This window comes from Longimicrobium sp. (assembly GCF_048594345.1).
In the GTDB taxonomy this organism is placed as follows: Bacteria; Gemmatimonadota; Gemmatimonadetes; order Longimicrobiales; family Longimicrobiaceae; genus Longimicrobium.
The window spans coordinates 19,202-43,086 of the sequence record NZ_JBMDXM010000260.1; the positions used below are offsets into that span (position 1 = coordinate 19,202).

26 protein-coding genes are annotated in these 23,885 nt (G+C 67.1%); 4 read left to right on the plus strand and 22 right to left on the minus strand.

The window, feature by feature from the left end:
* Positions 1 to 19: 19 nt before the first annotated feature.
* Entirely contained in the window at positions 20 to 1,042 is a 1,023-nt protein-coding gene (locus ACOJUJ_RS27610) for a TauD/TfdA family dioxygenase (RefSeq protein ID WP_420130159.1), read from the plus strand.
* A 153-nt stretch (positions 1,043 to 1,195) separates the two neighbouring features.
* On the opposite strand, the gene ACOJUJ_RS27615 is transcribed toward ACOJUJ_RS27610, so the two are convergent.
* From ACOJUJ_RS27615 to ACOJUJ_RS27705, 19 genes are all read right to left on the minus strand, one after another.
* Positions 1,196 to 1,363, minus strand: coding sequence for an NAD(P)(+) transhydrogenase (Re/Si-specific) subunit beta (locus tag ACOJUJ_RS27615; protein ID WP_420130160.1), 168 nt, complete (start codon positions 1,361 to 1,363; stop codon positions 1,196 to 1,198).
* A gap of 145 nt (positions 1,364 to 1,508) precedes the next feature.
* Complete coding sequence (locus ACOJUJ_RS27620) at positions 1,509 to 2,129, minus strand: superoxide dismutase (protein WP_420130161.1); 621 nt, start codon at positions 2,127 to 2,129, stop codon at positions 1,509 to 1,511.
* 72 nt (positions 2,130 to 2,201) lie between these two features.
* A complete protein-coding gene (locus tag ACOJUJ_RS27625; protein WP_420130162.1) occupies positions 2,202 to 3,746 on the minus strand; it encodes a P-loop ATPase, Sll1717 family in 1,545 nt (514 codons plus the stop codon).
* A gap of 562 nt (positions 3,747 to 4,308) precedes the next feature.
* The gene (locus ACOJUJ_RS27630; protein ID WP_420130163.1) at positions 4,309 to 4,686 is read right to left on the minus strand and encodes an STAS/SEC14 domain-containing protein; all 378 of its coding nucleotides are present in this window, start codon (positions 4,684 to 4,686) and stop codon (positions 4,309 to 4,311) included.
* Between the two features lie 62 nt (positions 4,687 to 4,748).
* The gene (locus ACOJUJ_RS27635) at positions 4,749 to 7,013 is read right to left on the minus strand and encodes a S41 family peptidase (protein WP_420130164.1); all 2,265 of its coding nucleotides are present in this window, start codon (positions 7,011 to 7,013) and stop codon (positions 4,749 to 4,751) included.
* Between the two features lie 175 nt (positions 7,014 to 7,188).
* On the minus strand, positions 7,189 to 7,596 hold the full coding sequence (locus ACOJUJ_RS27640) for a helix-turn-helix domain-containing protein (protein WP_420130165.1): 408 nt from the start codon (positions 7,594 to 7,596) through the stop codon (positions 7,189 to 7,191).
* A gap of 17 nt (positions 7,597 to 7,613) precedes the next feature.
* Positions 7,614 to 7,967, minus strand: a complete 354-nt coding sequence (locus tag ACOJUJ_RS27645; protein WP_420130166.1) for a type II toxin-antitoxin system RelE/ParE family toxin — start codon at positions 7,965 to 7,967, stop codon at positions 7,614 to 7,616.
* Positions 7,968 to 8,197: 230 nt separating this feature from the next.
* On the minus strand, positions 8,198 to 8,704 hold the full coding sequence (locus tag ACOJUJ_RS27650) for a metal-dependent hydrolase (RefSeq protein WP_420130167.1): 507 nt from the start codon (positions 8,702 to 8,704) through the stop codon (positions 8,198 to 8,200).
* A 23-nt stretch (positions 8,705 to 8,727) separates the two neighbouring features.
* Entirely contained in the window at positions 8,728 to 9,102 is a 375-nt protein-coding gene (locus ACOJUJ_RS27655) for a hypothetical protein (RefSeq protein WP_420130168.1), read from the minus strand.
* Positions 9,103 to 9,795: 693 nt separating this feature from the next.
* Positions 9,796 to 10,107, minus strand: a complete 312-nt coding sequence (locus ACOJUJ_RS27660; protein ID WP_420130169.1) for a CcmD family protein — start codon at positions 10,105 to 10,107, stop codon at positions 9,796 to 9,798.
* On the minus strand, positions 10,107 to 10,871 hold the full coding sequence (gene ccsA, locus ACOJUJ_RS27665) for a cytochrome c biogenesis protein CcsA (RefSeq protein WP_420130170.1): 765 nt from the start codon (positions 10,869 to 10,871) through the stop codon (positions 10,107 to 10,109). Before ccsA ends, ACOJUJ_RS27660 begins: the two co-directional genes overlap by 1 nt.
* 452 nt (positions 10,872 to 11,323) lie before the next feature.
* Entirely contained in the window at positions 11,324 to 12,001 is a 678-nt protein-coding gene (locus ACOJUJ_RS27670; protein WP_420130171.1) for a heme exporter protein CcmB, read from the minus strand.
* Between the two features lie 2 nt (positions 12,002 to 12,003).
* Positions 12,004 to 12,744, minus strand: a complete 741-nt coding sequence (gene ccmA, locus ACOJUJ_RS27675; protein ID WP_420130172.1) for a heme ABC exporter ATP-binding protein CcmA — start codon at positions 12,742 to 12,744, stop codon at positions 12,004 to 12,006.
* Positions 12,741 to 13,118 (minus strand): hypothetical protein, encoded by a 378-nt coding sequence (locus ACOJUJ_RS27680; protein ID WP_420130173.1) that lies wholly within the window; start codon positions 13,116 to 13,118, stop codon positions 12,741 to 12,743. Before ACOJUJ_RS27680 ends, ccmA begins: the two co-directional genes overlap by 4 nt.
* On the minus strand, positions 13,115 to 13,639 hold the full coding sequence (locus tag ACOJUJ_RS27685) for a cytochrome c-type biogenesis protein CcmH (protein WP_420130174.1): 525 nt from the start codon (positions 13,637 to 13,639) through the stop codon (positions 13,115 to 13,117). The genes ACOJUJ_RS27680 and ACOJUJ_RS27685 overlap by 4 nt, the downstream gene beginning before the upstream one ends.
* A gap of 98 nt (positions 13,640 to 13,737) precedes the next feature.
* Positions 13,738 to 15,795 (minus strand): heme lyase CcmF/NrfE family subunit, encoded by a 2,058-nt coding sequence (locus ACOJUJ_RS27690; protein WP_420130175.1) that lies wholly within the window; start codon positions 15,793 to 15,795, stop codon positions 13,738 to 13,740.
* Positions 15,792 to 16,214: a cytochrome c maturation protein CcmE gene (locus ACOJUJ_RS27695; protein ID WP_420130176.1), complete on the minus strand. Its 423-nt coding sequence runs from the start codon at positions 16,212 to 16,214 to the stop codon at positions 15,792 to 15,794. The genes ACOJUJ_RS27690 and ACOJUJ_RS27695 overlap by 4 nt, the downstream gene beginning before the upstream one ends.
* Positions 16,215 to 16,640: 426 nt before the next feature.
* Complete coding sequence (locus tag ACOJUJ_RS27700; protein WP_420130177.1) at positions 16,641 to 17,036, minus strand: hypothetical protein; 396 nt, start codon at positions 17,034 to 17,036, stop codon at positions 16,641 to 16,643.
* 16 nt (positions 17,037 to 17,052) lie between these two features.
* A complete protein-coding gene (locus ACOJUJ_RS27705; RefSeq protein WP_420130178.1) occupies positions 17,053 to 17,376 on the minus strand; it encodes a hypothetical protein in 324 nt (107 codons plus the stop codon).
* Positions 17,377 to 17,693: 317 nt separating this feature from the next.
* On the opposite strand from ACOJUJ_RS27705, the gene ACOJUJ_RS27710 reads away from it, so the two are divergent.
* A complete protein-coding gene (locus tag ACOJUJ_RS27710; protein ID WP_420130179.1) occupies positions 17,694 to 18,026 on the plus strand; it encodes a hypothetical protein in 333 nt (110 codons plus the stop codon).
* Between the two features lie 581 nt (positions 18,027 to 18,607).
* Here the strand turns inward: ACOJUJ_RS27710 and ACOJUJ_RS27715 are convergent.
* A complete protein-coding gene (locus ACOJUJ_RS27715) occupies positions 18,608 to 19,609 on the minus strand; it encodes a YpdA family putative bacillithiol disulfide reductase (RefSeq protein ID WP_420130180.1) in 1,002 nt (333 codons plus the stop codon).
* A 282-nt stretch (positions 19,610 to 19,891) separates the two neighbouring features.
* Here ACOJUJ_RS27715 and ACOJUJ_RS27720 point away from each other — a divergent pair, with 282 nt between their 5' ends.
* Entirely contained in the window at positions 19,892 to 20,917 is a 1,026-nt protein-coding gene (locus ACOJUJ_RS27720; RefSeq protein ID WP_420130181.1) for a hypothetical protein, read from the plus strand.
* A gap of 300 nt (positions 20,918 to 21,217) precedes the next feature.
* Complete coding sequence (locus ACOJUJ_RS27725; protein WP_420130182.1) at positions 21,218 to 22,702, plus strand: hypothetical protein; 1,485 nt, start codon at positions 21,218 to 21,220, stop codon at positions 22,700 to 22,702.
* A 280-nt stretch (positions 22,703 to 22,982) separates the two neighbouring features.
* Here ACOJUJ_RS27725 and ACOJUJ_RS27730 read toward each other — a convergent pair whose 3' ends face one another.
* The gene (locus ACOJUJ_RS27730; RefSeq protein WP_420130183.1) at positions 22,983 to 23,222 is read right to left on the minus strand and encodes a hypothetical protein; all 240 of its coding nucleotides are present in this window, start codon (positions 23,220 to 23,222) and stop codon (positions 22,983 to 22,985) included.
* A gap of 49 nt (positions 23,223 to 23,271) precedes the next feature.
* Positions 23,272 to 23,514, minus strand: a complete 243-nt coding sequence (locus tag ACOJUJ_RS27735) for a hypothetical protein (RefSeq protein ID WP_420130184.1) — start codon at positions 23,512 to 23,514, stop codon at positions 23,272 to 23,274.
* Positions 23,515 to 23,885 lie beyond the last annotated feature (371 nt).

The following is a 23,885-nucleotide window of genomic DNA, read 5'->3' on the forward strand; positions in this document are numbered from 1 at the left end:
AACACCCTGGAGTATCAAGATGAGCATTGTGACTGAAGCCGCCGAGCCCGGCACCACGCCGTCGCACGACCACCGTGTGCGCACCGGCCGCCTGGACGGCTTTCCCGCCGCGCCCGTGGTGGTGTACGCCGCCCAGCCCGGGCTGGTGCTGGCCGACTGGGCCGGCGAAAACCGTCCCTGGCTGGAATCCGCGCTGCACGAAGCCGGTGCCATCCTGTTTCGCGGCTTTGGCGTGGACGACGTGGACGAGTTCCAGCGCTTCATGCAGTCGGCGTCGGGCGAGCTGCTGCCCTACAACTACCGCTCGTCGCCGCGCACCAAGGTCAAGGGCAACGTCTACACCTCCACCGAGTACCCGGCCGACCAGCAGATCCCGTTTCACACGGAGATGTCGTACACCCGCTCGTGGCCCATGAAGATCGGCTTTCTTTCGCTGATCGTCGCCGCCACCCAGGGCGAAACCCCCATCGCCGACAGCCGCCGCGTCTACGAGCGCATCCCGGCCCAGATCCGCGAGCGCTTCGAGCGCCTGGGCGTGATGTACGTGCGCAACTACACCCCGTGGCTGGACCTGCCCTGGCAGAACGTCTTTCAGGTGGACACGCGAGAAGAGGTGGACGAGTTCTGCCGTGAGTCGGGGATCGAGGCCGAGTGGATCGACGAAGACCACCTGCGCACCCGCCAGGTGTGCCAGGGCGTGGCCACCCACCCGGTAACCGGCGAAAAGGTGTGGATGAACCAGGCGCACCTTTTCCACGTCAGCAGCCAGGACCCCGAGGTGGTGGAGATGCTGATGGAGGACGGCGAAGAGAACCTTCCGCGCAACACCTACTACGGCGACGGCTCGCCCATCGACCCCGAGGCATTCGACGCCATCCGCGACGCGTACGCCGCCGAGGCGCTGGTCTTTCCGTGGGAAAAGGGCGACGTGCTGCTGCTGGACAACATGCTCATGGCGCACTCCCGCTCCCCGTTCACGGGCGAGCGCAAGGTGGTCGTCGGCATGGCCGAGGCGTTCACCTCGGACTTCGTCCCGAGCTGATTGCCGGCCGCGGCGAGGCGGTTCTGGCGCCGCGATAACAGACGGAAGCAAGGGCGGTTCGCCGGGACCGCCCTTGCTGTATCTGGAAGCGAGCACCGCGCCGGGTACTCCCCCCACCGCCGTCGCCTGGTGTCCGTGGCTCCGCTACCTCGCCTACCAAACCCGTCGGATCAATTCTTCCAGCACGTTCTTCGCACCCCCGGAGCGCATCCGCGTGCGCGGGTAGTAGAAGAGCGGGTTCTCTACGCCGGAGTGCCCCACCCCCCTCCTCCGCTTCATCACCATCACCCGCCTGGCCCTGCGGACGTCGATGATCGGCATGCAGGACGATCAAGCGACATCGTGAATCCGCCGGCAATCGACGAGTTAGGCTTGCCGATCCCGGCGGCGCCCGACGCAATCCGCCCCGCCGGACGAGGTCCGGCGGGGCGGCAGCAGTCAGACGATCGGGATCATCCGAGCGCGATCAGGAGTGGCCGCGGGCCTGCTCCAGGCGCTTGTTGACGAAGTCCCAGTTGACCGTGTTGAACCAGGCTTCCAGGTAGTCCGGGCGCCGGTTCTGGTAGTTCAGGTAGTACGCGTGCTCCCACACGTCGATGCCCAGCAGCGGGGTCTGGCCGTTCATCAGCGGGCTGTCCTGGTTGGGCGAGTCCGTCACCACCAGCTTGCCGCCCTCGTCCACCAGCCAGCTCCATCCGCTGCCAAAGCGGCCCTTGCCGGTGTCCACCAGCTTCTGCTTGAGCGCGTCCCAGCCCCCAAAGGTGCTGTTGATCTCGTCGGCGATCACACCGGTGGGCGCGCCGCCGCCGCCGGGGCCCATCACCTGCCAGAACAGGCTGTGATTGGCGTGGCCGCCGCCGTTGTTGCGCACGGCGGTCTTGATGGCCTCGGGCACCTCGTCAAAGCGGCGCATCAGCGCCTCGATGTCGTCGCCGGCGTTGAAGTCGGGGTGCTTCTCCAGCGCGGCGTTCAGGTTGTCTACGTAGGTCTTGTGGTGCTTGCCGTGATGGATCTCCATCGTGCGGGCATCGATGTGCGGCTCCAGCGCATCGTACGCGTACGGCAATTCCGGCAGCGTGAACGGCATCCTCCACCTCCCTCAGGGTTACGGTACAGCCGCGGGGCGCCCTGTCCCCTCGCCCCGCCGAACAAGGGCAATCTACGAGGCAACGTCCGTTCCGCTACCCGCAGGACCGTTACGCACAGGACCGTTCTGGGGTGAGCCAAAGCGGCGACGACGCTTACGTTTGTGCGTCTTACCTCCAGGCATGATGCGCAGCTTGCGGTGGAAGCCGTAATGGACAATCACCTTCATATTCGCGTTCCACACAAGATCATCGTCCTTGTATTTGAACAGCCACCGCCCGCCGTCATCGAGGTTTCCGATGATCCCGAAATCAAACAAGGCGCGCATGATGTCCTCATGGTCAAAGCCACCGTTGGCCAGCCACTTCCTGATCGTGTTCTCCTTCTCGAATTGCTCCTTCAACTCCGCAATGGTGATGACACCCCGCCCTACGCGCGTGATGCATTGCAAAGCCTCTCTCCAAACGGGAAGATGGCTATGAATTTCATCTCGGAGTTCGTTGTACAGCCATTCGGAGTATCGATGTTCAGCCTCTTTAACCTGTGCGAATGTGAGGCGTCCAGAAGGCTGCTCTTTTGCGCAGAATTTTAAAAATTTAATGAGATCCCGAGGACGTTCCAACGTTCGGGTGGTGATATAACGCCAGAGATTCTCAACGCCTTCTGGCAGGTCCGAATCATCGTCGACCGCGATAGACGACCAAGGACGTCGATCATTCACATCACGAACGGACGCACGGATCCGCGCATCAACGATTCGACGAAGGCTGTATCCTGCCGTCGCGTTGGCATGCCATTTCAACCGGACTGTATGATCGTCCAGCTTGTTGAGATCATTATCCTCAAGGCGGTCAAAAATATCCGACCGGAGCACGAGTACTGGGCGGAAGCTCAGCTTCGTTTCAGTGAGGTCTAAGAACACATCTTCAGTCGCTCGAATCAACGCCAGCAGCAGTAAGCGTAGACTCTCGTCACCTGCCTGATAGCCCTCATCTAGTTCATCCATAAAAATGAAATAAGTCGAGGGGGTATTAACCTCCCGAATTTTCTCCAGAAGCAACTCAGTTGCCACTTGGTAGTCAACAGTGGTCGTCCTCTCGCTCCCCTTCTCATTTCCGCCTTCAATTCGGAGCCACTTTGCCAGAAGGCGGATCTTGGAGTTCGTCTTCTCCAAGGTCTTCAGTGTTTCGGCAAAGCCCAGCCCATGGCGAGGAAAGTTCGTCGAAAGAAATTCCTGGATATCTTTAACTGCCTCATCAGTACGAGCACCATTGTCTTTAGTGATAAGTTTAGCCATTTCGACAAGTATTAAGAACTTCCAGACCGGCACAAACTGCGATTTGTCCGCCAAACTCCGGTCGCGCAACGCCCTGACGAGAGGAAGAGGAAAGTTTCTCAGCGAAAGAGATGAGGTGAAGCACAGTGCATTCTGTTCTGCATAGAGACGGATTCTCTCGCAAATTGCAGTTTTTCCGGTGCCTTTTCTACCGATGACGTACCGATATTGTCCTGCAATGATTCCGTGATACTCAGGAATCGGAACGAAATAATCGGGGAGATGACGATCACCTTTTGCTTCATCAGGGCCCCACTGCACGTCTAGAAATTTGAGTGACATGTGGATACGACGGGGGTAAAATGTGAATCACACGATAGCGGCGAATCTACTAGAGAACGACCTATGGAACAACCTCATTAGGTTCAAGATCGTCAACTACGCGACCGGATTCCAACCGAACAAGCATACATCCGCTCTTGATCACCAAGATTCCGTAATCCGCAGCGCTGGCTCATGCGTTCTGCTCTACTCCCTAACGTCCTCGTTCCACATTGCCCGATGATCCCAATGAATGCTTCTCAGCGCAATGCAGGCGGGGCCTGCAGCAACTGCCTATCCACGCCGAACGAGCGGCGCAGCCCCTCCTTGCCCAGTGCCACTGCGCGATCTGGTGCAGTGCGATCCCGTCCGCAAAACCCGCCCAGGCCAATCCCCAGCACCACGCCGGCGAACCTGCGGCCCGACTGGCGGTGGGAGGGTGAAGGCGGATTCATGCGTGGCTCGCGCGCGGGGATCCGGGAAGGTGGATGTCGTCGCGCAGAGCAAGGGCCGCGACCGATCCGCCACGTCCGCCCCCGGCGCGGACGTGTGTGCGCGGCGGGGCGATGGCGGCGCGACGGCGTCAGGCCTCATCCAGCCACTGCTCGGCCTGCGCGATGTGCGTAAAGACGCGCACCTCCATCTGCACGCGCAGGTCGGCCAGCGTGGCCAGCATCCCCATCATCGCGTACGACGCCGGCCGATGGGTGACGATCGCCCAGCGCATGTTCAGAAAACGCTCGCGCGACGCACGCATGAAGGCCAGCATGTCTTCCACGTCGTGCACGGTCGCGGGACGCTCTACGCCCCGGTGGTCCGACAGCACCTGAAAGCCCGGCCCGAACTCCGGCAGCGCCAGCACGGACGTCAGGTTGTCGATGATGTCCTGCAGCGTGAACGTGCCTTCGATGATGAAGTGCACCCGCCGCTTTGCAGCGTCCAGCGTAAAGCTGATCGGCATCGTTCCCTCCGGAAGAGCGAGATCCCGCCGTGGATCACGCTTCGCAGCCTCCCCGGCTCCCGCTACCGCGCCGGCGCCCGCGTCACCACCTCGATGGCCTTTTCCAGCAGCTCGTCGCGGCCGGCGGCCACCCCCGCGCGCGTGCGCCGGGCGGGAACCGTGGGCAGAATGCCGACGCCGTGGTGCCGCGAGCCGTCGTGCTTCAGCACCCGCATTCCGGTCCACCGCAGCGAGTAGCCGCCGGGCAGCTCCATGGGGTTTACGTTGCCGTTGGTGCCCGCCGTGGGTTCGCCCACGATCTCGCCCAGCCGGTACGCCTCGACAATCCCCATCACCGACTCGGCGTAGCTGATGGCGCGGCCGTCGGTGATGAACACGCGCGGCGCGGCCAGGTACCGCGCCCCCGGCCGCAGTTCCCACCGCCCCGAAGCGTGGTAGCGCTGGCCCGGGTTGTCCGGCCGCGTCACCACGGGAATCTGCCACTGTGCACTGGCCCCCGGCTCGCGAATCAGGTGCGCAAAGAACTGGATGGCGTTCAGCCCGTCCGGATAGCCGCGCATGTCGAAAACCAGCCCCGACGCGCGCTCCAGGCTGGGCAGCGCCGCCTGGAACTGCGCGGGCGTCACGCGGTCCAGGTCGACGTACCAGATGCCGGGGCGCACCTCCGCCACCGGCTCCGGCTTTCCTTCGTCCACCGGCCGCGGCGGCACGGGCCGGGGGAGCACCACGGTAGCCGTGTCGCCGTCCACGTGCTGCACCGTCACGCGCACCTCCGGCTCATGGCCCGTCAGCAGTTGCGCGTGCGCCCGGTAGGCGCGCCAGCCCGCCGTGGCCGCGGAAATCAGCTCGCCGCGCGCCGCGACCAGCGAATCGGCGGAGTGGCCGTCCACGCGCAGCACCACGTCACCCGGGCGCACGCCCTGCACCTCCGCGCCCGCCGCCACCACCGTCGGGCGCCCCTCCACGGCCTCCACGACCACGGCGGGCGTGCGCCGCTGGCCTTCGCAGCCGTGCGCCACGTGCCCGTGACCATCGTCCAGCGCGGCCACCAGGCGGCGCAGGGTGGTCAGGAACGCGCACTCGCCCGCGTCCGTCGCCGCGGAGCGAAGCGCGCGCGGCAGCTCGGCCGGCCAGTCCGCGTCGACCACGTCAAAGTAGGGATAGAAGTGCTGAAACACGTTCCACGCGACCAGCACGTTCGCCAGCCGGGTGGCGCGGTCGTCCCCCGTCCCGGGCGCGATGGGAATGGCGGGCGACCCGGCGGCGCGGGGAAGCGTGCCGCCCGCATCCGCGTACAGGGCTGTGGGGATGACGGCGCTCACCCCGCCGCCCAGCCGCACCCGCAGCGGCTCCGCGGGGTTGGGCACCGAGTCCGGCAGCGCCCCGCCCATGGGGATGGAGGCACGCGCGCTTCGGTAAAGCCCTTGCGTGCCCCCGCTCAAGCCGACGCCGTAGTGGCGCCACCAGACCACGCGCACCGAATCGCCGGCCGGGGGCGTGGCCGCGGCGGCCGCCGCGCCGGGCTCTCCCGCGCGGATCGAGATCGACGGGGCGAGCGGGCGAAAGAGCGAGTCCAGCACCGCCGCCAGCCGCGCCGCGTCCGGCGCCCGTTCCACCGCCCGCACCCCCGCCCAGGCGAACGCGTTCCAGTCCGTCGCCGCCGACGCGTCGCTGGGATGAAAGTATCGCACGTAGCCCAGCAGCCGCCCGAACGCCACCAGGTTCTCCTCCCCGCGCGGAGAAAGCGGCCGCGCCTCTTCGGGCGGGGGCACGTCGCCCAGCACCTCCAGCGACGCCTCGTCCAGCCACGCCTGACCCTCCCCCGCCAGCAGCAGCCCCAGCTCCACGGCCTGCGCATCGGCCGCCACGTTCCCCGCAATCTCGTACCGGCGCCACCCGGTGCGGCCCACGATCGGCCGCTCCCCCATGCTGCCGAAGAAGCCTGGAACCCCGTTCGGGCGGTCCACGCGCATCCAGAGCCCGGCACGATTTGCCCCCGGCGCCAGCTCCGTCCGCACCCACGCCTGAAAGCGCACCCGCTTGCCGCGCAGGGGCGCCGCGTCCAGCCGCTGCAGCAGGCTGCCCAGTTCGCCGGGCCCGCCGCCGCCCTGCCCCGCCACGCGCGCGGACCAGCGCCCCCCGTGCGCATCGGCCGAATCCAGCGTGGCCGCGTACCGTTCAGCGGGGACGAAGGTCCACCCGGCCAGCGCGGGCGCGCCCTGCTCGAACCCCGGATTGACGAGGGCCTGCGCCGCTGAATCCGCCGCGGCGGCCATGGCGCCCGCCAGCGACAGCGCGGCGATCCGTGAAAAGCGGAGAATGGGCATGAATGCAGGCTGGTGGGCTCGAGGGATGGGTGAATGGAACAGCATTACGTTCCCGACGCTAACGCGCCCGCCGCCGCACCGGCAAGCCTGCGCTCGCGCTACCGTGTTCCCTCGCGAAAGAGCCGCCCTGGCGTACCGGGACGGCTCTCGTGGAACGGGATGGGCATCCGCGGCCCTACCTGCCCTCGCCGGCTCCGCGGCGGCGCGCGCCCTCCGGCCGCGTCTGCACGCGGCTCATCAGCGCTTCGGGGTGGTTCTCGGCCACCTCCAGCAGGGTGAGCGCCATGCCGTCGGGCTGGCGCTTGCCCTGCTCCCACGCCTTGACCGTCTCGGCGCTGGCGTTCAGCACCTGCGCAAACACGCTCTGCGACAGGCCCAGCCGCTCGCGAACGCGCTGAACCCCCGCGCCCTCGTAGCTGCGCGGCGGCTGCACCACGGCGTCGCGCGCGCTCAGGCGCCGGACGCGCCGGGCCGGCTGCGCGTTGCCGCGGCGCACCTCAAGCGCCTCGTGCAGCCCCTCGATGAGCAGGTCGCCGAAGTTCTGATCGGTTACCTGAATCGCGTCGTCGTTCTTGCCAGCCATGTTCAGCTCCCGGGTTGTTACGCGCCGCTGGTCACTCTGCGCGGCCAGTCCTCGTCCCTGATCTGCTCCACTACGCCCCGCACCTGCTTTTTCTGCGCGTCGGTCAGGTTGCCCTGCACGTTCTTGGGAAACGCGACAATAAAGTAGACCGTGGCCTGCTCCTCGACGTACAGGTACGCCACACGCGCGCTTCCGCTTTTACCGCGTTGCTCCTGCGCCGCGCGAATCTTTCGCACGCCGCCCGTGTTCACCATGACCGCGCCCGCCCGCGGGTTTGCGAGGAGTTCATCCTCCACCTGCTTCATCTCGGCATCCGTAAGCACTCCCTTGCGGGTACGCTCGAACAGGCCCAGGTATACGAACTCCAGCAAAACTACCTCGCGTTGCTCTTCATTGTAGTACACAGTACCCCACTTCGTCAAGAGGCAACGAAAACCCTGCCCACGCTCGCGCGCAGGCGGCTGATCCACACAGGTTTGTGCTTGGCGGATTATGTGATGCGGAGGCCCCTTACGCGCGCCAACGCTGTGCGCCCACTGTAAACTTGCGGACAGCTGCTGTCAAGTTTGATGATCCCGACGCTGCTCTGGGGACGTAAAAATCAGCGCCGGGCCACGCTTCGCCGCCGCGCGTACCAGAGGGCGGCAACGAGAATGGCGACCTCCAGAACGAAGGTCCAGTGCAGGACGAAGTTTAGATACCACGGCTGATACCGCGCCTCCACGTGCGACATCACGAACTCGGCGCGGGAGAACGGCCAGAGCCAGCGAATGCCGCCCGCGGTGGTGTCCATCACCTGGTGCAGCAGGATGTTGGCGGCAACGACCCACATCCCCAGCCACGCTGGCCGGCCGGCGCGCCGGATCCACAGCACCAGCACGGCCGCGGCAAACACGGGAATCCAGGCGAGCGGCAGATGGGGAAGGTAGGCGTGGTGCACCTGCTGGCGGTCGCTGACAAAGTAGAACCAGAGCAGGTCCAGGTCTGGCACCACGCTGGCGATCATCCCCAGCGCCAGCAGCCTGCCCCGCAGCAGCTCCGGAGGGGAAGGACGGTCGATGATCAGCCGCGTGGCCAGGTAGCCCGCCGGCAGGTGGGCGATGAACACGTCAACGGTCTTCGTGGCGCGGCTCAGCCGGGGAGCTGAAAGGTCACCGTCGCCTGCCGGCACGAGGGACCGCAGCGGCGCCCGTTGGGATACAGATCCTCGTACCGCGGCTGAAAGCTCTGCGTCAGCGTCCCCTCCGCCGTGGTCAGGCGCAGCGTGACCTGCTCGGCGATCAGGTCGCGGAAGGTCAGATCGCAGCTGGATGCATCCGTGCACTCGATGGGCTGCACCGCAGTGCCGTTGGCGACGGTGGCTTCGATGCGGAAAGGCCCCGCGGGCGGGCGGCTGAACTCCACCGACAACCCGTCGAAGCAGCCGATGAGGGTGCAGGCGCCGGTCGGGATGCAGCCGGCGAGCAGGGCAGCGAGTGCGCTGAACAGGAGCGAGCGGATGCGCATGGAAGATCGGTGTGCGATGTGTCGTCGTAGGCGGGTTGGTCGGAGAACGTGCGGATCATCGCCGGGGTGACAGGCGCCGCCGTAACGGACTGCCGCCGGCATCAAACGCCCTGCTCGGTGCGGCTTTACCAATCCGCCTGACCACCAGCCCGAGAAGGAATCGCCACTGAGCCCGAGGATGAGAGTGTTGCCAAACCGCACCCTGCTTCCTGGACGTGCGGTATCATCCTGAGGGAGCGCACGCCTGTAAACATCATACCCACAGAAGCTTGCGCGCGACCGAAGGATCTTTGTCGGGTCGCGCGAGGTTCAGCCCCCAGGAGCTGTTCAAGTCATACCGTTTATGCTAGTTCGCTGTGCGTTCTGGCCTTTACAACTACACCTCACGCGGAGGCGCGGAGTACGCGGAGGCGCGGAGAAGCGTGATTTTCTCCGCGTCTCCGCGCCCTCCGCGTCTCCGCGTGAGCCCGGCAGTAGAACTCGGAGTGCACGTCGAATCATGAAAATCGGTATCAGTCAGGCAGACAACACCCGTCGGTCGGCGCCAACCCTTTGCTTGAAAGCAGTTTGCGCAGCGGCGCCTCGCCCGGTACGCCAACGGTTGTGAACGGTCTCGCACCAGCCTTTGAGTGAAAAGAGCCGCCCCGAAGCGATTCCGGGGCGGCTCTTTCGTCCTGGCGATCGCGTCGGCGGTCAGGACCGGGCCAGCGCGTCCACCTGCTCCTCGACCCGGCGGAACTTGCGGCCGATGAACACCACGTAGCCAAACAGGAGCACCCACGCGAGCGCGAACGCCACGAACACGTGCGTGTACGCCCGCATCGTGCGCTGCGGCGTGTAGCTGGACAGCGCGGAGCCCGGCTGCGGCGCGCCGGCGGCGGGCGGCGCGGCGGTGGGTGCGGCGCTCTCCGTGGCGGCGGGAGCCTGCGCGATGAGCGACGGACCCACGGCTGGGGCGGCCAGCAGGGCGAACAGCGCGAGCAGAACGATCCGGATCGGGCGCATCAGACGGAAACTCCCTGGGTAAGGGGCGTGCCGGGGCGCAGGGTGGCGGCGACCCTGGCGGCATCCAGGCGCCGGCTCAGCTTCTCCACGACCATGCGGGCCAGCAGCAGCGAAAAGAAGAGCAGCGTAAATCCAAGCATGCTCACCAGCAGCGTCTGCACCATCTCGGGCGCGGCGGTGGGGCCTTCGGGCTTGAGCACCACCGGCTTGGGATGCTGGGTGCGGAACCACTGCACGCTCATGTGGATGAGCGGGATGTCCGCCGCGCCCACGACGCCCAGGATGGCGGCGAAGCGCTTGCCCCGCTCCGGGCTTTCCGTGGCGCTGCGCAGGATGAAGTATCCCACGTAGATGAACCACAGCAGCAGCGTGAGCGAGGTGCGCGCGTCCCACACCCACCATGCGCCCCAGGCGATCTTGCCCCACAGCGGCCCCGTCAGCAGCACGATGGTGGCGAAGATCACGCCGAGCTCCGCCGCGCAGACGGCGACGGTGTCCAGGCGCTCGTCACGCAGCCACAGGTAGCCAAGCGAGCACAGCGCCACGATACCAAAGGCCAGGTACGCCACCAGCGCCGATGGCACGTGCACGTAAAAGATGCGCTGCACGATCCCCATCTCACGCTCGGTGGGCGCGTAGAAGAAGATCATCCAGAAGCTCGCGACCAGCGTGGCCGCCGCCAGCAGGCCCAGCCCCACCGACCAGCGGCGCAGCCCCTGCAGCGGCCCGGTGTCCGCCGGAACGTTGTTGTTGATGCCGTTCATCTCGATCTACATCCCTCAGGCTGCGGAGCGACCCTGGGGGGCCTCCCCCCCACGCGTGGGCGCGCACCCTCTCCCGCAAGCGGGAGAGGGTATAAACGTCACAACCACCGGTCGCGCATTCCCGCGCGGCCACGACAGGGCCCGTCGAAACGCGCCGTGGTTTCGGCTGCAGTCCGCGCAGGCGGACTTTGCGCATTTCCAGCGGCGAATTCATTCGCTCCTGGAGGCGGACGCCGCACCGAACTCATCGGCCTCACATGGGCGCCGCACCCTTTTCCTCACACGGGCGCCGCACCCATCTCGTCGGTTTCGTGCGGACGCCCGCGCCGAACTCCTTCGTCCTCGCGCGATGCCGCGCTGAACGCATCCGCCCGGCTCGCCGACCTGCGAACTCGTCGCCTCCGCCTCGCAACGCCGCTCGTCCGGCCCGATCGCCCGATCCGCCGCCGACCCTACTCCTCTACCGCAAACCCGAAGATGGAGGTGCAGACGAAGACGAACACCAGGTCGAACGCCAGCAGCACCCGCAGATTGCCGCCGATCTCCGCCAGCGGGCGGCCGGCCAGCAGCAACTGCGTGGCGCTGGCGGCAAAGATCACCACCGGGATCATCAACGGCAGCAGCAGGATGGGGAGCAGCGACTCGCCGTGGCGCGTGTGCGCCGTCATGGCGCTCAGCAGCGTTCCCAGCGCCATGAAGCCCACCGTCGCCAGCACCACCACCAGCGCCAGTCCGCCCAGCGCCCCCGCGAACCGCAGCCCGAAGAACAGCGCGTACACGGGAAAGATCACCGCCTCCACCGCCAGAACCACCAGCAGGTTCGCCAGAAACTTGCCCAGAAACAGCGCCCCGCGCGGCACCGGCGACACCAGCACGCCCGTAAGCGCGTCCGCCTCGCGCTCCAGCGCGAAGCTGCGGCCCAGCCCCAGCGTTCCCGCGAACAGCACCGTCACCCACAGCATGGCGCCCGCGATCTCCTGCGCGCGCACCGTGGGGTCCAGCGCAAAGCTGAACACCACGGCCACCAGCATGGCGAATGTGGCCATGGAAACGAAGCGCTCGCGGCTGCGCGCCTCCAGCAGCAGGTCCTTGCGGGCCACGGCCCACGCCTGCGCAAGGTAGCGGAGCATCGTCAGACCGCCGCCGCCACCCGCTCGGTGTAGTCCTGCTCCCACCGCGCCGCGTCGATCTGCCCGCGGCGCTCGTCGCTCACCCAGCGGCCGCCCACCTGCACCGCCACGCGGTCCGCCTGCTCCAGCCCCTGCGACAGGTTGTGCGTCACCAGCACCACCGTGCGACGCCCGTCCTTCAGCCGGTCCAGCACCGCGCGCAGCATGGCCGACGCGTGCGGATCCAGTCCGGTGTAGGGCTCATCCAGGAACACGACCTCGGGCTCGTGCAGCAGGGTGCGGGCGAGCGCCAGGCGCTGCTGCATCCCGCGCGAGAAGGTCCGCACCTTGTCGCCCGCGCGCTCCAGCAGGCCCACGCCGCGCAACGCCTCCGCCACCTGGTTCTTTCGATCCGGCAGCGCGTACAGGCGGGCGTAGAAGTCCAGGTTCTCCGCCGCGCCCAGCCCGGGGTACAGAAAGGTCTGGTGGGAGAGAAGGCCGATCTTGCGCCGCCAGCCCTCCTCGTCCCCGCCCACGTCTTCGCCGGCGATGCGGACGGTGCCGCGGGTGGGGCGAACGGCGCCGCACAGCATGCGCAGCAGCGTGCTCTTCCCCGCCCCGTTGGGCCCGAAGACCGTCAGAAACTCGCCGCGCGCCAGCGCCAGGTCGATCCCCCGCACCGCCGGCTGCGGGCCGTACCACTTCTCCACCCCCAGCGCCTCCACCGCGGGCGCCTCCGCGAGCACCACCGGCGCCGCGCTCAATTCAGCCGCGCCCCGCACTCCGCGCAAAAGCGGCTGAGCGGCGGGTTCAGGAACCCGCAGGCGTGCCGGTCCGGCCCCGCCACCGTGCGCCCGGACTCGATCCCTACCGCCTCGGCCGCGCGCATGGCCACCAGCGCCTCCACGGACAATCGCTCCTTCTGCGAGCGGTAGTCGGCGTCGTCAAGCTTGCCGCCCAGGTAGTCGTACTCCAGCTCCTTGAGCGCCACCAGCGACACGCGGCGCCGGGCCTCGGCGTCCAGCACCTCGCCGGACGCCAGGTCCACCAGCAGCGCGTCGCGCCGGGCCACCAGCGGGCGCACGACGAATGCGGCCGCCAGCAGCGCCACCAGCAGCGAAAACGCCAGCAGCGTCATACCGCCTGCTCCGCCGTTTCAAACTCGCGCAGCGCGGCGGCCAGCCTTGTCCGCTCCTCCTCGCTCATCGCCCCGCCCACCGCGGCGGGAGCGGGGCCCTGGCTGCGCATCACCTTGACGCGTCCCCACAGCACCAGCCCGCCCACCACCAGCGCCAGCGGAAGGATGAGCCACGCCAGCAGCCCCGCGCCGCTGCGTTTGGGCACCGCGCGCCACTCCTCGCCGTGGCGGGCCAGCACGTCCTCCACGATGGCTTCGGCGCTACGCCCCTGCGCCGCCATCACGCGAATGGAATCGCGCAGCGCCTCGGCCGGCGAGCTGGGGCACACCTCCAGCATGAGCCCCGGGCAGTACGGCGACCGCAGGCGCGAGATCGCCGCGTCCGCCGTCTTTCGCGCCTGGTCCTCCGTCGCCTGCCCCGCCAGCGGCGCGGCCACCACCAACATCAGCGCGACGGCAAGGAACCCGAGGCCCCGGAGTCCGCGCAGGCGGACTTTGCGCCCTTCCAGCGGCGAATTCATTCGCTCCTGGAGGCGGGCTCCGCGATCCTCGATTCGCGTATTGCCGCGCTCCTGGATTCGCTGCCGACGCCCCCGTCCGATGCGCATCGTCGTCATCCTCACGCCTCCACCAGTTCGTGCTCCGGCTCCGCCACCCTAGGCGTGCGGGCAACTTTCTGCCGCATGACGGGGCGCGCGGGCTCGGCGCCGGGCCACAGGGCCACCAGCGTGCCGATCGCCATGATCAGCCCGCCGATCCAGATCCACGGCACCAGCGGCTGCACCAGCACGCGGAAGGTGGCCAGCGGACGCGGGTTGCTGCCGCGGATCACGCCGTTCACGTCGTCGATGCCGGCCAGGATCAGGTACAGGTCCTCGTTCCACGCGCGGCGAATGCCCACCTCCGACGCCACTTCCTCACGCTGCTTGTACGCGCGCTTTTCCGCCGTAAGCACGTCGACGCGGCGTCCGTTCTTCGCCACGTCCATCGACGCGATCACCTTGGTCATGTTGGTCGCGGGGTACGCGGACATGGCCTGGTACGTCAACCGATACGTGTGTCCGAAGGGGGACGGGATGTCCATCGACTCGCCGGGGCGCAGCGACACCTGCCGCTCCACGTCGTACGCGCTGCCGGCAAAGCCCATGAAGATGACCACGAAGCCGGCGTGCACCACGTATCCACCGTAGCGGCGCCGGTTGCGCTCCATCAGGTGGATGAAGGCGGAGAACACGCCCTCGCCCTCGATGCGCGCCCGGGCCCGCGTCCCCTTCCAGAACTCCACCACGATCGTCGTCATGGTGAAGCTGCCCAGCACGAAGGTCAGCAGCGCGTAGGTGTTGCGCACGCCGGTGATCCACAGGATGACGCCGACCGCCAGCGCCACGCCCACGGGCACGGAGAAGTTGCGGATCAGGTTGCGCCCCGTCGCCTTGCGCCACGCGATCACCGGGCCCACGCCCAGCAGACCCAGCAGGAACAGCCCCAGCGGGATGTTCACGCGGTTGAAGAAGGGCGGGCCCACGCTGATCTTCTGCCCCGTAAAGCCCTCGGAGATGAGGGGGAACATGGTCCCCCACAGCACCGTGAACATCGCCGCGACAAACACCAGGTTGTTCAGCAGGAACGCCGCCTCGCGCGAGATCACGCTTTCCAGCCGGTTTTCCGGCGCGAACGAGCTTCGCCGCCACCACACCAGCGCCGCCGAGCTGACGATCAGGAACGACAGGAAGCCCAGGAAGATCCAGGAGATGGTCAGGTTCTGCGCGAACGAGTGCACCGACTCGATCAGCCCCGAGCGCGTCAGGAAGGTGGCGAAGACGCTCAGCAGAAAGGTGCTCAGGATCAGCAGCACGTTCCACATCTTGAGCATGCCGCGCTTTTCCTGAATCATCACCGAGTGCAGGAACGCCGTCCCGGTAAGCCAGGGGAGCAGCGACGCGTTCTCCACCGGGTCCCAGAACCAGTATCCGCCCCACCCCAGCTCCACGTACGCCCACATCATCCCGAAGATGATGCCGTTGGTGAGGAAGAACCACGCGAGCAGCGTCCACCGCCGCGTCGTGGTGATCCACCGCGTGTCCAGCCGCCCGGAAAGGAGGGCCGACACGGCAAAGGCGAACGGGATGGTGAACGCGGTAAAGCCCAGGTACAGCGTGGGCGGGTGGATGGTCATCCAGTAGTTCTGCAGCTGCGGATTGAGACCCCGGCCGTCGGCGGGGGTAAAGTCCATCAGCTGGAACGGGTTGGACGCAAAGAGAACGACCGCCAGAAAGAACGAGATCACCAGCAGCAGCGTGCCGCTTACGTACGGCATGAACTCGCGGTTGCGCCGCCGGTTCTGGAAGACCGCGATGGACGAGAACAGGGCCAGCAGGAGCGCCCAGAACACCAGCGACCCCGTCTGGCCCGCCCACAGGCCGGTGATCTTGTAGAAGAGCGAGAGCTCGCGGTTGCTGTACCCCGCGACGTACTTGTAGCCGTACTGGTTGCCCACGAAGGCCGCGATGATGGCGCCGGACGCCACGATCAGCAGGCCGAAGGTGGCGTACACGGACCGCTCGGCGCTGAGCACCCAGTCGCCGCGGCCGCGGCGGCCGCCGGCAAAGCCCAGCACCATGCCCCACAGGGCCAGGATGAACGCGACCCAGAGGGCGACTTCCCCGATCTGCGTCACGCCTTGAAGTCCTCTTCGGCGGCCTCGTAGCGAGAGCCGCACTTGGTGAGCACCGTGGTGGCCTCGAAGGTCCCGGCCTCGGTCAGCTTGCCCTCCACCACCACGTCACGCCCTTCCTCGAAGGTGTCGGGGAGCGGGCCGTTGTAGTGCACGGGAAAGCTGGTCTTGCCGCTGGCGATGTCGACCACGTTGAAGCGCAGGTCCAGCGTGCGCGGGTCAAACTGTACGGTGCCGGGCACCACGCGGCCGCCCACCTTGGCGCCCAGGGCGTGCGCGGTGGGGTCGGCGGTGACCTTGGCGGCCAGCTCGTCGGGCGTGTAGTAGTACATCATGGAGTCCTTCATGCCGGTAACGGCCAGGTACCCCACGACGCCGACCAGCACCAGCGCGCCGGCCATGAACCTGCTCTGCTTCTTCACGGTGGATTTGCCTCCGCGTACGGTGCCGCCTCCGAAGGCCGGGAATATACTGCCGAAGCGGGTGCGGTGAAAGGGGTTGCGCGTGGTGGAAAGCCGCAGGCGGCGTAGGGATTTGCCTTACGCGCGGTGGATCAAGCGCACGGAGCCCTCACCCGCTCGCTGATGCTCGCACCCTCTCCCGCAAGCGGGAGAGGGTATAAACGTCGCAAATGCCTGCGGTGCGCACCGCTGTCGCGGTGCCTGTTGACGCTTCCGCACCCGCGCCGCGCGCAGACCCCTGCTGACAGGAGCGGGTGAAGCCCCGCCGGGCGAGCTCCGCGAGCCCAGGGCGGGGCTTATGGCGTTCGCAGCAGCGGGTTTACCCGCCCGTACGCGAGGTTTGCCGGTCGGGATCGCTTCCTGACGGAGAACCCGCCTGGCCCGCCCCTACGTCGCCGCGCCGGGAAGGGGCACATCCACGCGCAGCTCCCACCGACAGTTCGAGCAGTGGACGGCATGCGGATTCCTCATCCGGCCCAACTCGCGAAACTCCTGCTCGGTGCCGCACTTGGGGCAGGGCCCGCGCAGCGACACCAGCGTGCGGTGCTCGCGAAAGCGGTTGAGCGCGCGCATGGCGCCCACGCCCAGCACCAGCAGCACCCACGGGATGTGCGGCGGAATCCAGAACACCACCGGCGCCAGCAGCCACAACCCCAGCTGCGCAAGCGCCGACGTGCGCCGCCACGACGCGGTCCGCTCGATCACCCGCGCCCGCCCCTCGCTCCACTCCCCGCCCGCGAACACCAGCCGCGCCGGCACCTCGGGGACGTCGAGTGCCGTCATCGTCCGCCCGATGCCGTCACTGCGACCGCGAGGCGACCGCCGCCGCCGCGCCCACGCCGGCCAGGTCCCACACGATGTCGTTGAACGACGCGGTAGCATCCTCGCGGCCCAGGTCGCGGATCTCCTTGGCGATCCCCACCGCCGCGCCGGTCCCCGCGCCCACGATCAGCGCGCCGTCGTGGTCCAGCCCCGCCGCGCGCGCGCCGCTGGCCGCCAGGCTGGTGACGATGAACGAGGTGACGAAGTGCTTGAACTTGTCCTCGCCAAAGAACGGGTCCGGCGGCCGCGGCGCGTCGGGTCGGCCCAGGGAAAAGCAGAGAAACAGGATGCACGTGTTCACGGGCGCTCCGGGCTTTGATGGCGTCGGGCAGGTCAGGCTGCATCCGAAAGATGCTGCGCGGCGCCGCCGATGCAAGCACGACGCCCGGGCGGCGGGGCCGCGACGGATCGGATGCAGCGCCGCAGCAAAAGGATGACGCTCCAACCATTCACCTTCTCCGCCAACAATCATATATTACGGAACGAGCGGGCGTGCGAATACGCCGTGGACGCCGGACACCGCCGCTCCCGGATCGCCACGTCCGCGCAGATTGCCGCGACCGGCCGGACTGGCCTCCGCGCCGCCGCGGCGAAAACCCGGACCCCCCAGAGGACACCATGGCCCGCCTGAACGTCGAAGCCGTCGCCGAGGACACCCTCACCGCGCCGGAGGAGCGCCCCACCAACCGCATCGTCGCCTCGGTCACGGACCCGAACGGCGAGCCGGTGACGGGGCTGACCGCCGCCAACTTCCGCATCGATCCCATGGCGTCGGGCAACGGCACCAACGTACACGTGGCGCAGGTGAGTGCGGCGCGGCTGCCGGGTTTCTACCACATCCACGTGGTGCCCAGCGGCAGCAGCGGTGCCCGCGGGGTGCACGTGTTCGCCATCGCCGCCTCGCGCGGCACCGACAAGGGCCAGACCCTCGCCACCGTGGCCGTCGACTGAGTCCGCGAAACGATTCTCACGCGGAGCCGCGGAGGAATGAAGAGAGGACGCGGAGGGTGACCTCCGGGTCCTCTTTTTTCCGCTGATACCAGATCCGGAAAAACACCTCACCTCAACTCGCACTACGGGAAACAGAGGCCAGGGTACAGAGGAACAGACAACAGCCAGAGGAACAGAGGACGGAAGGATCACCTCTGTTCCTCTGGCTGTTCTTGGTCCCTCTGTACCTTCGATGTTGTTTTTCCGGATTCCGTATGAGCAGGTGTTCCGACCGGCCCAAACCCGTCATTCCGTGAGGGAGGCGCCGCACCGCACATTCCGCTGCGATGAACGGCGACGCCGACCGAAGGATCTCGCCGGCTGCACCGTGGAACTGGCGTCTACGCGACGATCGTAGCCCTGCGCGGCGGCAAACGAGGTCCTTCGGTCGCGCGCAAGTGACTGCGTGGGTCGGGTTTCGCGTGTGCGCTCCCTCAGGAAGTCAACGGTTTGGGGGACGCGAATCCATCACACCATCACACCATCACACCATCACACCATCACACCATCACACCATCACACCATCACACCATCACACCCGTTCACCCGTTCACCTTCCCCGCGACGCTGGCGGCGATCAGCGGGCCGTGCAGCTTGCCGTTCTCGATGAAGATCTTGTTCGCGTCGTGGCCGCTGACCACGACGCCCGCGACGTAGATGCCGGGAACGTTGGTTTCCATCGTCGCGGGATCGTGGCGGGGGATGGCGGTCACGGGGTCCACCTCCACACCCAGGCGGGTGAGCGGCGACGGGTCGGGTTCGAAGCCCGTCATCGCCAGCACCCAGTCGTTGGCCAGCGTCTGCCGCGCCCCCGTCTCCAGGTGCTCCACCACCACCTCGCGCGGACGGATTTCGGCGATGCGGTGGCGCCAGAGCGCGGGGATGGCGCCCTCGGCGATGCGGTTGTCGATGTCGGGGCGCACCCACGGCTTTACGCCGCGGTCCAGCTGGTCGAACAGGTGCACCACCGTCACGCGCGCCCCCTCGCGCCAGCAGAGCAGCGCCGCGTCCGCCGCCGAGTTGCCGCCGCCGACGACAATCACGTCCTGGTCCCAGTACGGATACGGCTCGGTGAAGTAGTACTGCACCTTGGGCAGGTCCGCGCCCGGCGCGTCCAGCCGCCGCGGCGTGTCGTAGTAGCCGGTGGCCACCACCACGCTGCGCGCCCGCTGTACGTTTTCCTCGCCCATGCGCGTCCGCGTGCGCAGCACGAAGTCGCCCTCGCCCCCCTCCACCGCCGTCACCTCCTCGTACTGCCGCACGTCCAGCGCGTAGTACGCGGCCACCTTGCGATAGTAGCGCAGCGCCTCGCGCCGCGTGGGCTTGTCGCCCGCGGTGGTGAACGGCAGGTCGGCGATCTCCAGCTTTTCGGGGCCGCTAAAGTAGGTGACGTACGTGGGATGGTCCATCATGGCCTGCGTGATGGCGCCGCGGTCAAAGAGCGCGCAGCTCACCCCCGCCTCCCGCGCCGCCACCCCCCCCGCGATCCCGCACGGCCCCGCGCCGATCACCGCTACGTCCACGATCTCCAGTTTATCCGTCATCTGCCACAGCTTCTTTCGGTCGATTGCACGCGGGTCGCCGCATTCGGCAGCCGCGCTTCCAATTTCGCGCGAACGGCCAGCGCGCGCGAGGGGGAGGGGGTTCGGCAGGTTGCGCGCCGAGCGGGTGAACGGGTGAACGGGTGAACGGGTGAACGGGTGAACGGGTGAACGGGTGAACGGGTGAACGGGTGAACGGGTGAACGGGTGAAGATGCTTGTCGGGATGATCGGCGCACCCGATGTTGTGCGCAGGGATCGTCCTCTGCCTCCCGCCTGTATCCGCATGCGCCATCCCATCGCCATCCTCGTCCTGCTGCTCGCCGCCTGCTCCCGTCCCGACGCCGCGGAAAAGGCGCCCGCCGCCGGTGCGGAAGCCGCGACAGCATCAGCCGGGCCGCCACGGCAGCCGGCGGCGGCTACGGAGGATGTCGATCCGCCGGACTTTGCCGATCCCAGGCTGTTCCTGAACCTGGACAGCCTGCGCTGGGCGGAATGGGAGACGGACGTGCCGGCGGACCGCGATGCGCGGTTGCGCCAACTGGGCATCACCCCCGTCCGCGCGGACAGCATCGTGGAGTTTGATCCAGAGGACGGGTATGATCCCAACGGCGAGCGTGCGCGGGACTTTCACTTCGTCGACTTCAGCGGCGACGGGGTGACGGACGTGATCTACGACGGCGCCTGGTTTGTGCGCAACGAGAACGGCTTCGGGGCGATGGAGGGGAGCCACATCAAGCTCTACCAGGTCATCGGCGGGCGCGGCGTGGAGGTGATGGATCACCACGGAACCGTGCAGCGCATCTGGAAGGGCGCCGCCGGGCAGCCGGTCTCGTTCCGCACGGTGCACTACGGGTGCTGCTCGGATCCGGCGTGGTCCATCGAGTACTTTCGCCCCGTGCGCGCCGGCGACACGGTGCGCTATGAGCGGCGCCACGGCGTGCTGGGGCGCGCGGAGATGGTGATCCCCACGAAGTTCCTCCCGGCGCTCCGCCGCTTTACCGTGGCAAACGACCGCTACCTGCTGCGCGGCTCGCCCCAGGTGCAGGACGCCAGGACGGGCGAGCACCCGGAATGGTACGAGTGGGACGATCGCGGCAACGTGATGGCGGAGTACGGCCGTGGCGCGCGCGGAACCGCCATCGCTGAACGCACCGACAGCACGGGCCGCGTCTGGTGGTTCGTGCGGATGGACGGCGCCACCCCGCCGCGCGCCGCCCAGATCGACGCGCCCGTGGACCACGCGGATCGAGTGCTCCCCATCGACCGGCTGGGATGGATGAGCAACCGGTTCCTCACGCCGGCTCCCTGAAGCGCGGATGCGCGTAAGAGCCCCGCCGCGAGCGTCGCGGCGGGGCTACTTATCGTTACGCCAAGACCCGTTTCGTTACATGTCCCGCCAGTCTTGCTACGCGATCCCACACTCGCGCCCTGATGGAACGGGAGACAAAACATGAGCTATTCCGCGGATAATTTCTGCCTCTGCCCAACCGGGAATGATCGGAAGGGAACTGGTGTGGATCTGGCCTTCTCTCGCCTGCACCTCAATGGGTTCACCTTTTCCCCACGGTCACGTATGCACAGATCCCCCAGAGCCGCCGTTCCGATCCTGTTGTCCGTCATCCTCGCCGGCGCTGCGGTTGCGGGCTGCTCCGGGGACACTGACGGGGACGGTGCAAAGAGCCCGGAACAGGCCGCGATCGCCGCGGGCGCCATCATCCCCCAGCCGCTGGCGTACGCGGATTTCCCGGTGGACAGCACCACCATCCTGCGCTGGGTCTCCACCGCCGACTCGGCCCAGGCGCGCCAGCACGCCTGGAACCTGTGGGCGGGGCTTACGGCGATGACCAGCCAGACCTCCAACGGCGCCACGCTCCCCGTGTACGAGACGTGGCTGTCGCGCTACGAGGTGTACAACCCCGGCGCCGCGTCGGCAAAGCAGGTGCTGGCGGCGCGCGGCCGGCCCCTGGACCGCGGCTTCCACTCCCCCGTACAGTTTCACCACCCGGGCATCTTCCAGGCGGGAAGCGGCGCCGGCAACGAGCGCGTGGTGGCGGGCGTGAAGTACAACAACGCTTCGGCGCGGCACGTGTGGACGCACAATTACACGGACTCGGCCACGCTTGACTCGCTTAACACGGGCTTCGCCTCGGCCAGCACGCCCATCGCGGACCGCAACATCATCCCCTTCCCCGACTCCGCGATCGCCACCAAGCCCGTCTACTGGATCGTGAACCAGACCGGGCTCACCATCATGCCGTACTGGGCCGGCCCCACGGCGACGACCACGGACAGCACGCCCACCCCCAGCACCTGGACGCAGTTCGTGGCCATCGACCCCACCAATCAGGCCGCGGCGGATTCGGTGATTCAGGTGCAGGAGTACGGGCAGACGTACACGGTCCAGGTGATCGGCCTGAACCAGTTCTACTCGTTCGCGCTCACGCAGGACGAGGTAAACGACATCGTGAATCCCGACAGCAACCAGGCGCTGGACACCGAGATCGCCAACGACTTCATCGACGTGATGATGAATGGAACACAGTCGCTGCAGCCCGTGAACGTGGGCGACTTCGGGGTGCTGGTGGCGATGCACGTGGCCACCAAGGAGATCGGCAACTGGACGTGGCAGACCTTCTGGTGGAGCCGCGATCCGGCGAACGATCCCCTGGCCAAAGACCAGCCCGCCAGCGTGGAGGGGCCGTTCAAGCATTTCGCCATGCAGCAGGCGTACTGGATGACGGTGCCCAACACCTCGCCGGTGCAGAACCAGGTGACCTTCAACCCGTACCTGGAGACGGCCTTCGCCGACTCGGGTGTGGTGTCCAACTGCATGAGCTGCCACCGCATGGCCAACTGGCCGGGGACCAGCGCCGGATACCACTTCTACGGCGACGTCGATCCGGGCAACGCCGCGCTGTTCGGCGACAACAGCACCAAACTGGACTTTCTGTGGAGCGTGCAGGCGGGCGCCAGCACCGCGCAGGCCAGCCTGCTGCGCCGCATCCGCTCCAGTTCGCGCGCCCAGCCGCAAGCGGGCACCGCCGCGCCGCCGCAGACCGGGAGCGCCGCGCCCGCGGCGAAGTCCGCCCCGTAGCAAGCGGGCAGGTGGCGTAATGGTAATCCCGCATCCCTAAAAAAGACTTGGCACGCAGAGGGAGCAGAGGAAGCAGAGAACTGCCCGAAGGATTGCGGCTTTTCTCTGCTTCCTCTGCTCCCTCTGCGTGAGAACCTGCAGTTGGGAATAGGGAGTGTATGTGCGGATTCGGTATTGACGTTCGCCTGACCGTCGGGCGAGGATGCCGGAAATCGGACAGCCTGGAGCGTGTCTAGCTCCAGGCTGTCCTGTTTCGACGGACGCGGGCGACCAACGACGGTCAGCAGCCGGCGGCGTCGCAGGTGGGGAGGTTGCCGGTGTGCAGGCATTCCATGTTCGGATCGCAGCTGCCGTAGTTGAGGCAGGTGTACCCGCCGCATCCCGTCATGCACATCGACCAGCCGCTTCCGCAATCGGCGCCCGTATGCGCGCGCACCGTCCCGCGCGGGGCGTCGTCGCCGTCCGCCGTGCGGAACGTCTCCACGCGCAGCGCATCCACATTCAGCCTGATCTTCTTCATCACCCATCTCCGCGAACGGGGAACACGAGTTACGACCCCTTGGCCGTAATCAGCAGACGTCATAGTTACAGGTGGGCAGATTGCCGGTGTGTTCGCATTCCATGTACGGATCGCAGCTGCCGTAGTAGCGGCAGGTATACGCGCCCCATCCGGTCATGCAATTCGACACGTCGCTCCCGCAATCGCTGCCGCTCTCGTGCGCGCGCACCGTCCCGGCCGGGTCGCCATTTCCGGCCTCCGTGCGGAACGACTCCACGCGCAGCGCATCCACGTTCAGCCGAATCTTCTTCATCAGCAATCTCCTCGAGTGGGGAAGGAAACAGTCAGCCTGCTCTGGAAGAGTTTGGGTCAGCCGGCGCATCCGCAAGGGATGGATCGACGGCGCGCGAAGCGTTGTCCGCGCCGTGTGATATGATACCGTATCCGCTGCTCAATGTGCATTCGATCTCGGATCATGGAAAAGACTTGTCTCATACCGAATCCGGCAAAACACCTCACTTCAAGTCGGACTACTGAAAACAGAGGTCAGGGTACAGAGGAACAGAGAACAGCCAGAGGAACAGAGTGGAATTGCCCCGATTGCAAGGACACCGGGTTAGTGGGGATCAAGCGGCTTTGGGAAGCGACGCGCGCGGCGCTTACCAAACCCGCATGTCGAACACC

What these genes read in the sequence shown, in the direction of transcription:
- ccsA (WP_420130170.1), bottom strand. Translation starts at nt 10,871, where the DNA reads ATGAACGGCATCAACAACAACGTTCCGGCGGACACCGGGCCGCTGCAG.
- ACOJUJ_RS27620 (WP_420130161.1), bottom strand. Translation starts at nt 2,129, where the DNA reads ATGCCGTTCACGCTGCCGGAATTGCCGTACGCGTACGATGCGCTGGAG.
- ACOJUJ_RS27670 (WP_420130171.1), bottom strand. Translation starts at nt 12,001, where the DNA reads ATGCTCCGCTACCTTGCGCAGGCGTGGGCCGTGGCCCGCAAGGACCTG.
- ACOJUJ_RS27720 (WP_420130181.1), top strand. Translation starts at nt 19,892, where the DNA reads ATGCGCCATCCCATCGCCATCCTCGTCCTGCTGCTCGCCGCCTGCTCC.
- ACOJUJ_RS27625 (WP_420130162.1), bottom strand. Translation starts at nt 3,746, where the DNA reads ATGTCACTCAAATTTCTAGACGTGCAGTGGGGCCCTGATGAAGCAAAA.
- ACOJUJ_RS27635 (WP_420130164.1), bottom strand. Translation starts at nt 7,013, where the DNA reads ATGCCCATTCTCCGCTTTTCACGGATCGCCGCGCTGTCGCTGGCGGGC.
- ACOJUJ_RS27610 (WP_420130159.1), top strand. Translation starts at nt 20, where the DNA reads ATGAGCATTGTGACTGAAGCCGCCGAGCCCGGCACCACGCCGTCGCAC.
- ACOJUJ_RS27680 (WP_420130173.1), bottom strand. Translation starts at nt 13,118, where the DNA reads ATGACGCTGCTGGCGTTTTCGCTGCTGGTGGCGCTGCTGGCGGCCGCA.
- ACOJUJ_RS27640 (WP_420130165.1), bottom strand. Translation starts at nt 7,596, where the DNA reads ATGGCTGGCAAGAACGACGACGCGATTCAGGTAACCGATCAGAACTTC.
- ACOJUJ_RS27630 (WP_420130163.1), bottom strand. Translation starts at nt 4,686, where the DNA reads ATGCCGATCAGCTTTACGCTGGACGCTGCAAAGCGGCGGGTGCACTTC.
- ACOJUJ_RS27660 (WP_420130169.1), bottom strand. Translation starts at nt 10,107, where the DNA reads ATGCGCCCGATCCGGATCGTTCTGCTCGCGCTGTTCGCCCTGCTGGCC.
- ACOJUJ_RS27615 (WP_420130160.1), bottom strand. Translation starts at nt 1,363, where the DNA reads ATGCCGATCATCGACGTCCGCAGGGCCAGGCGGGTGATGGTGATGAAG.
- ACOJUJ_RS27710 (WP_420130179.1), top strand. Translation starts at nt 17,694, where the DNA reads ATGGCCCGCCTGAACGTCGAAGCCGTCGCCGAGGACACCCTCACCGCG.
- ACOJUJ_RS27700 (WP_420130177.1), bottom strand. Translation starts at nt 17,036, where the DNA reads ATGACGGCACTCGACGTCCCCGAGGTGCCGGCGCGGCTGGTGTTCGCG.
- ACOJUJ_RS27735 (WP_420130184.1), bottom strand. Translation starts at nt 23,514, where the DNA reads ATGAAGAAGATTCGGCTGAACGTGGATGCGCTGCGCGTGGAGTCGTTC.
- ACOJUJ_RS27715 (WP_420130180.1), bottom strand. Translation starts at nt 19,609, where the DNA reads ATGACGGATAAACTGGAGATCGTGGACGTAGCGGTGATCGGCGCGGGG.
- ACOJUJ_RS27730 (WP_420130183.1), bottom strand. Translation starts at nt 23,222, where the DNA reads ATGAAGAAGATCAGGCTGAATGTGGATGCGCTGCGCGTGGAGACGTTC.
- ACOJUJ_RS27655 (WP_420130168.1), bottom strand. Translation starts at nt 9,102, where the DNA reads ATGCGCATCCGCTCGCTCCTGTTCAGCGCACTCGCTGCCCTGCTCGCC.
- ACOJUJ_RS27685 (WP_420130174.1), bottom strand. Translation starts at nt 13,639, where the DNA reads ATGAATTCGCCGCTGGAAGGGCGCAAAGTCCGCCTGCGCGGACTCCGG.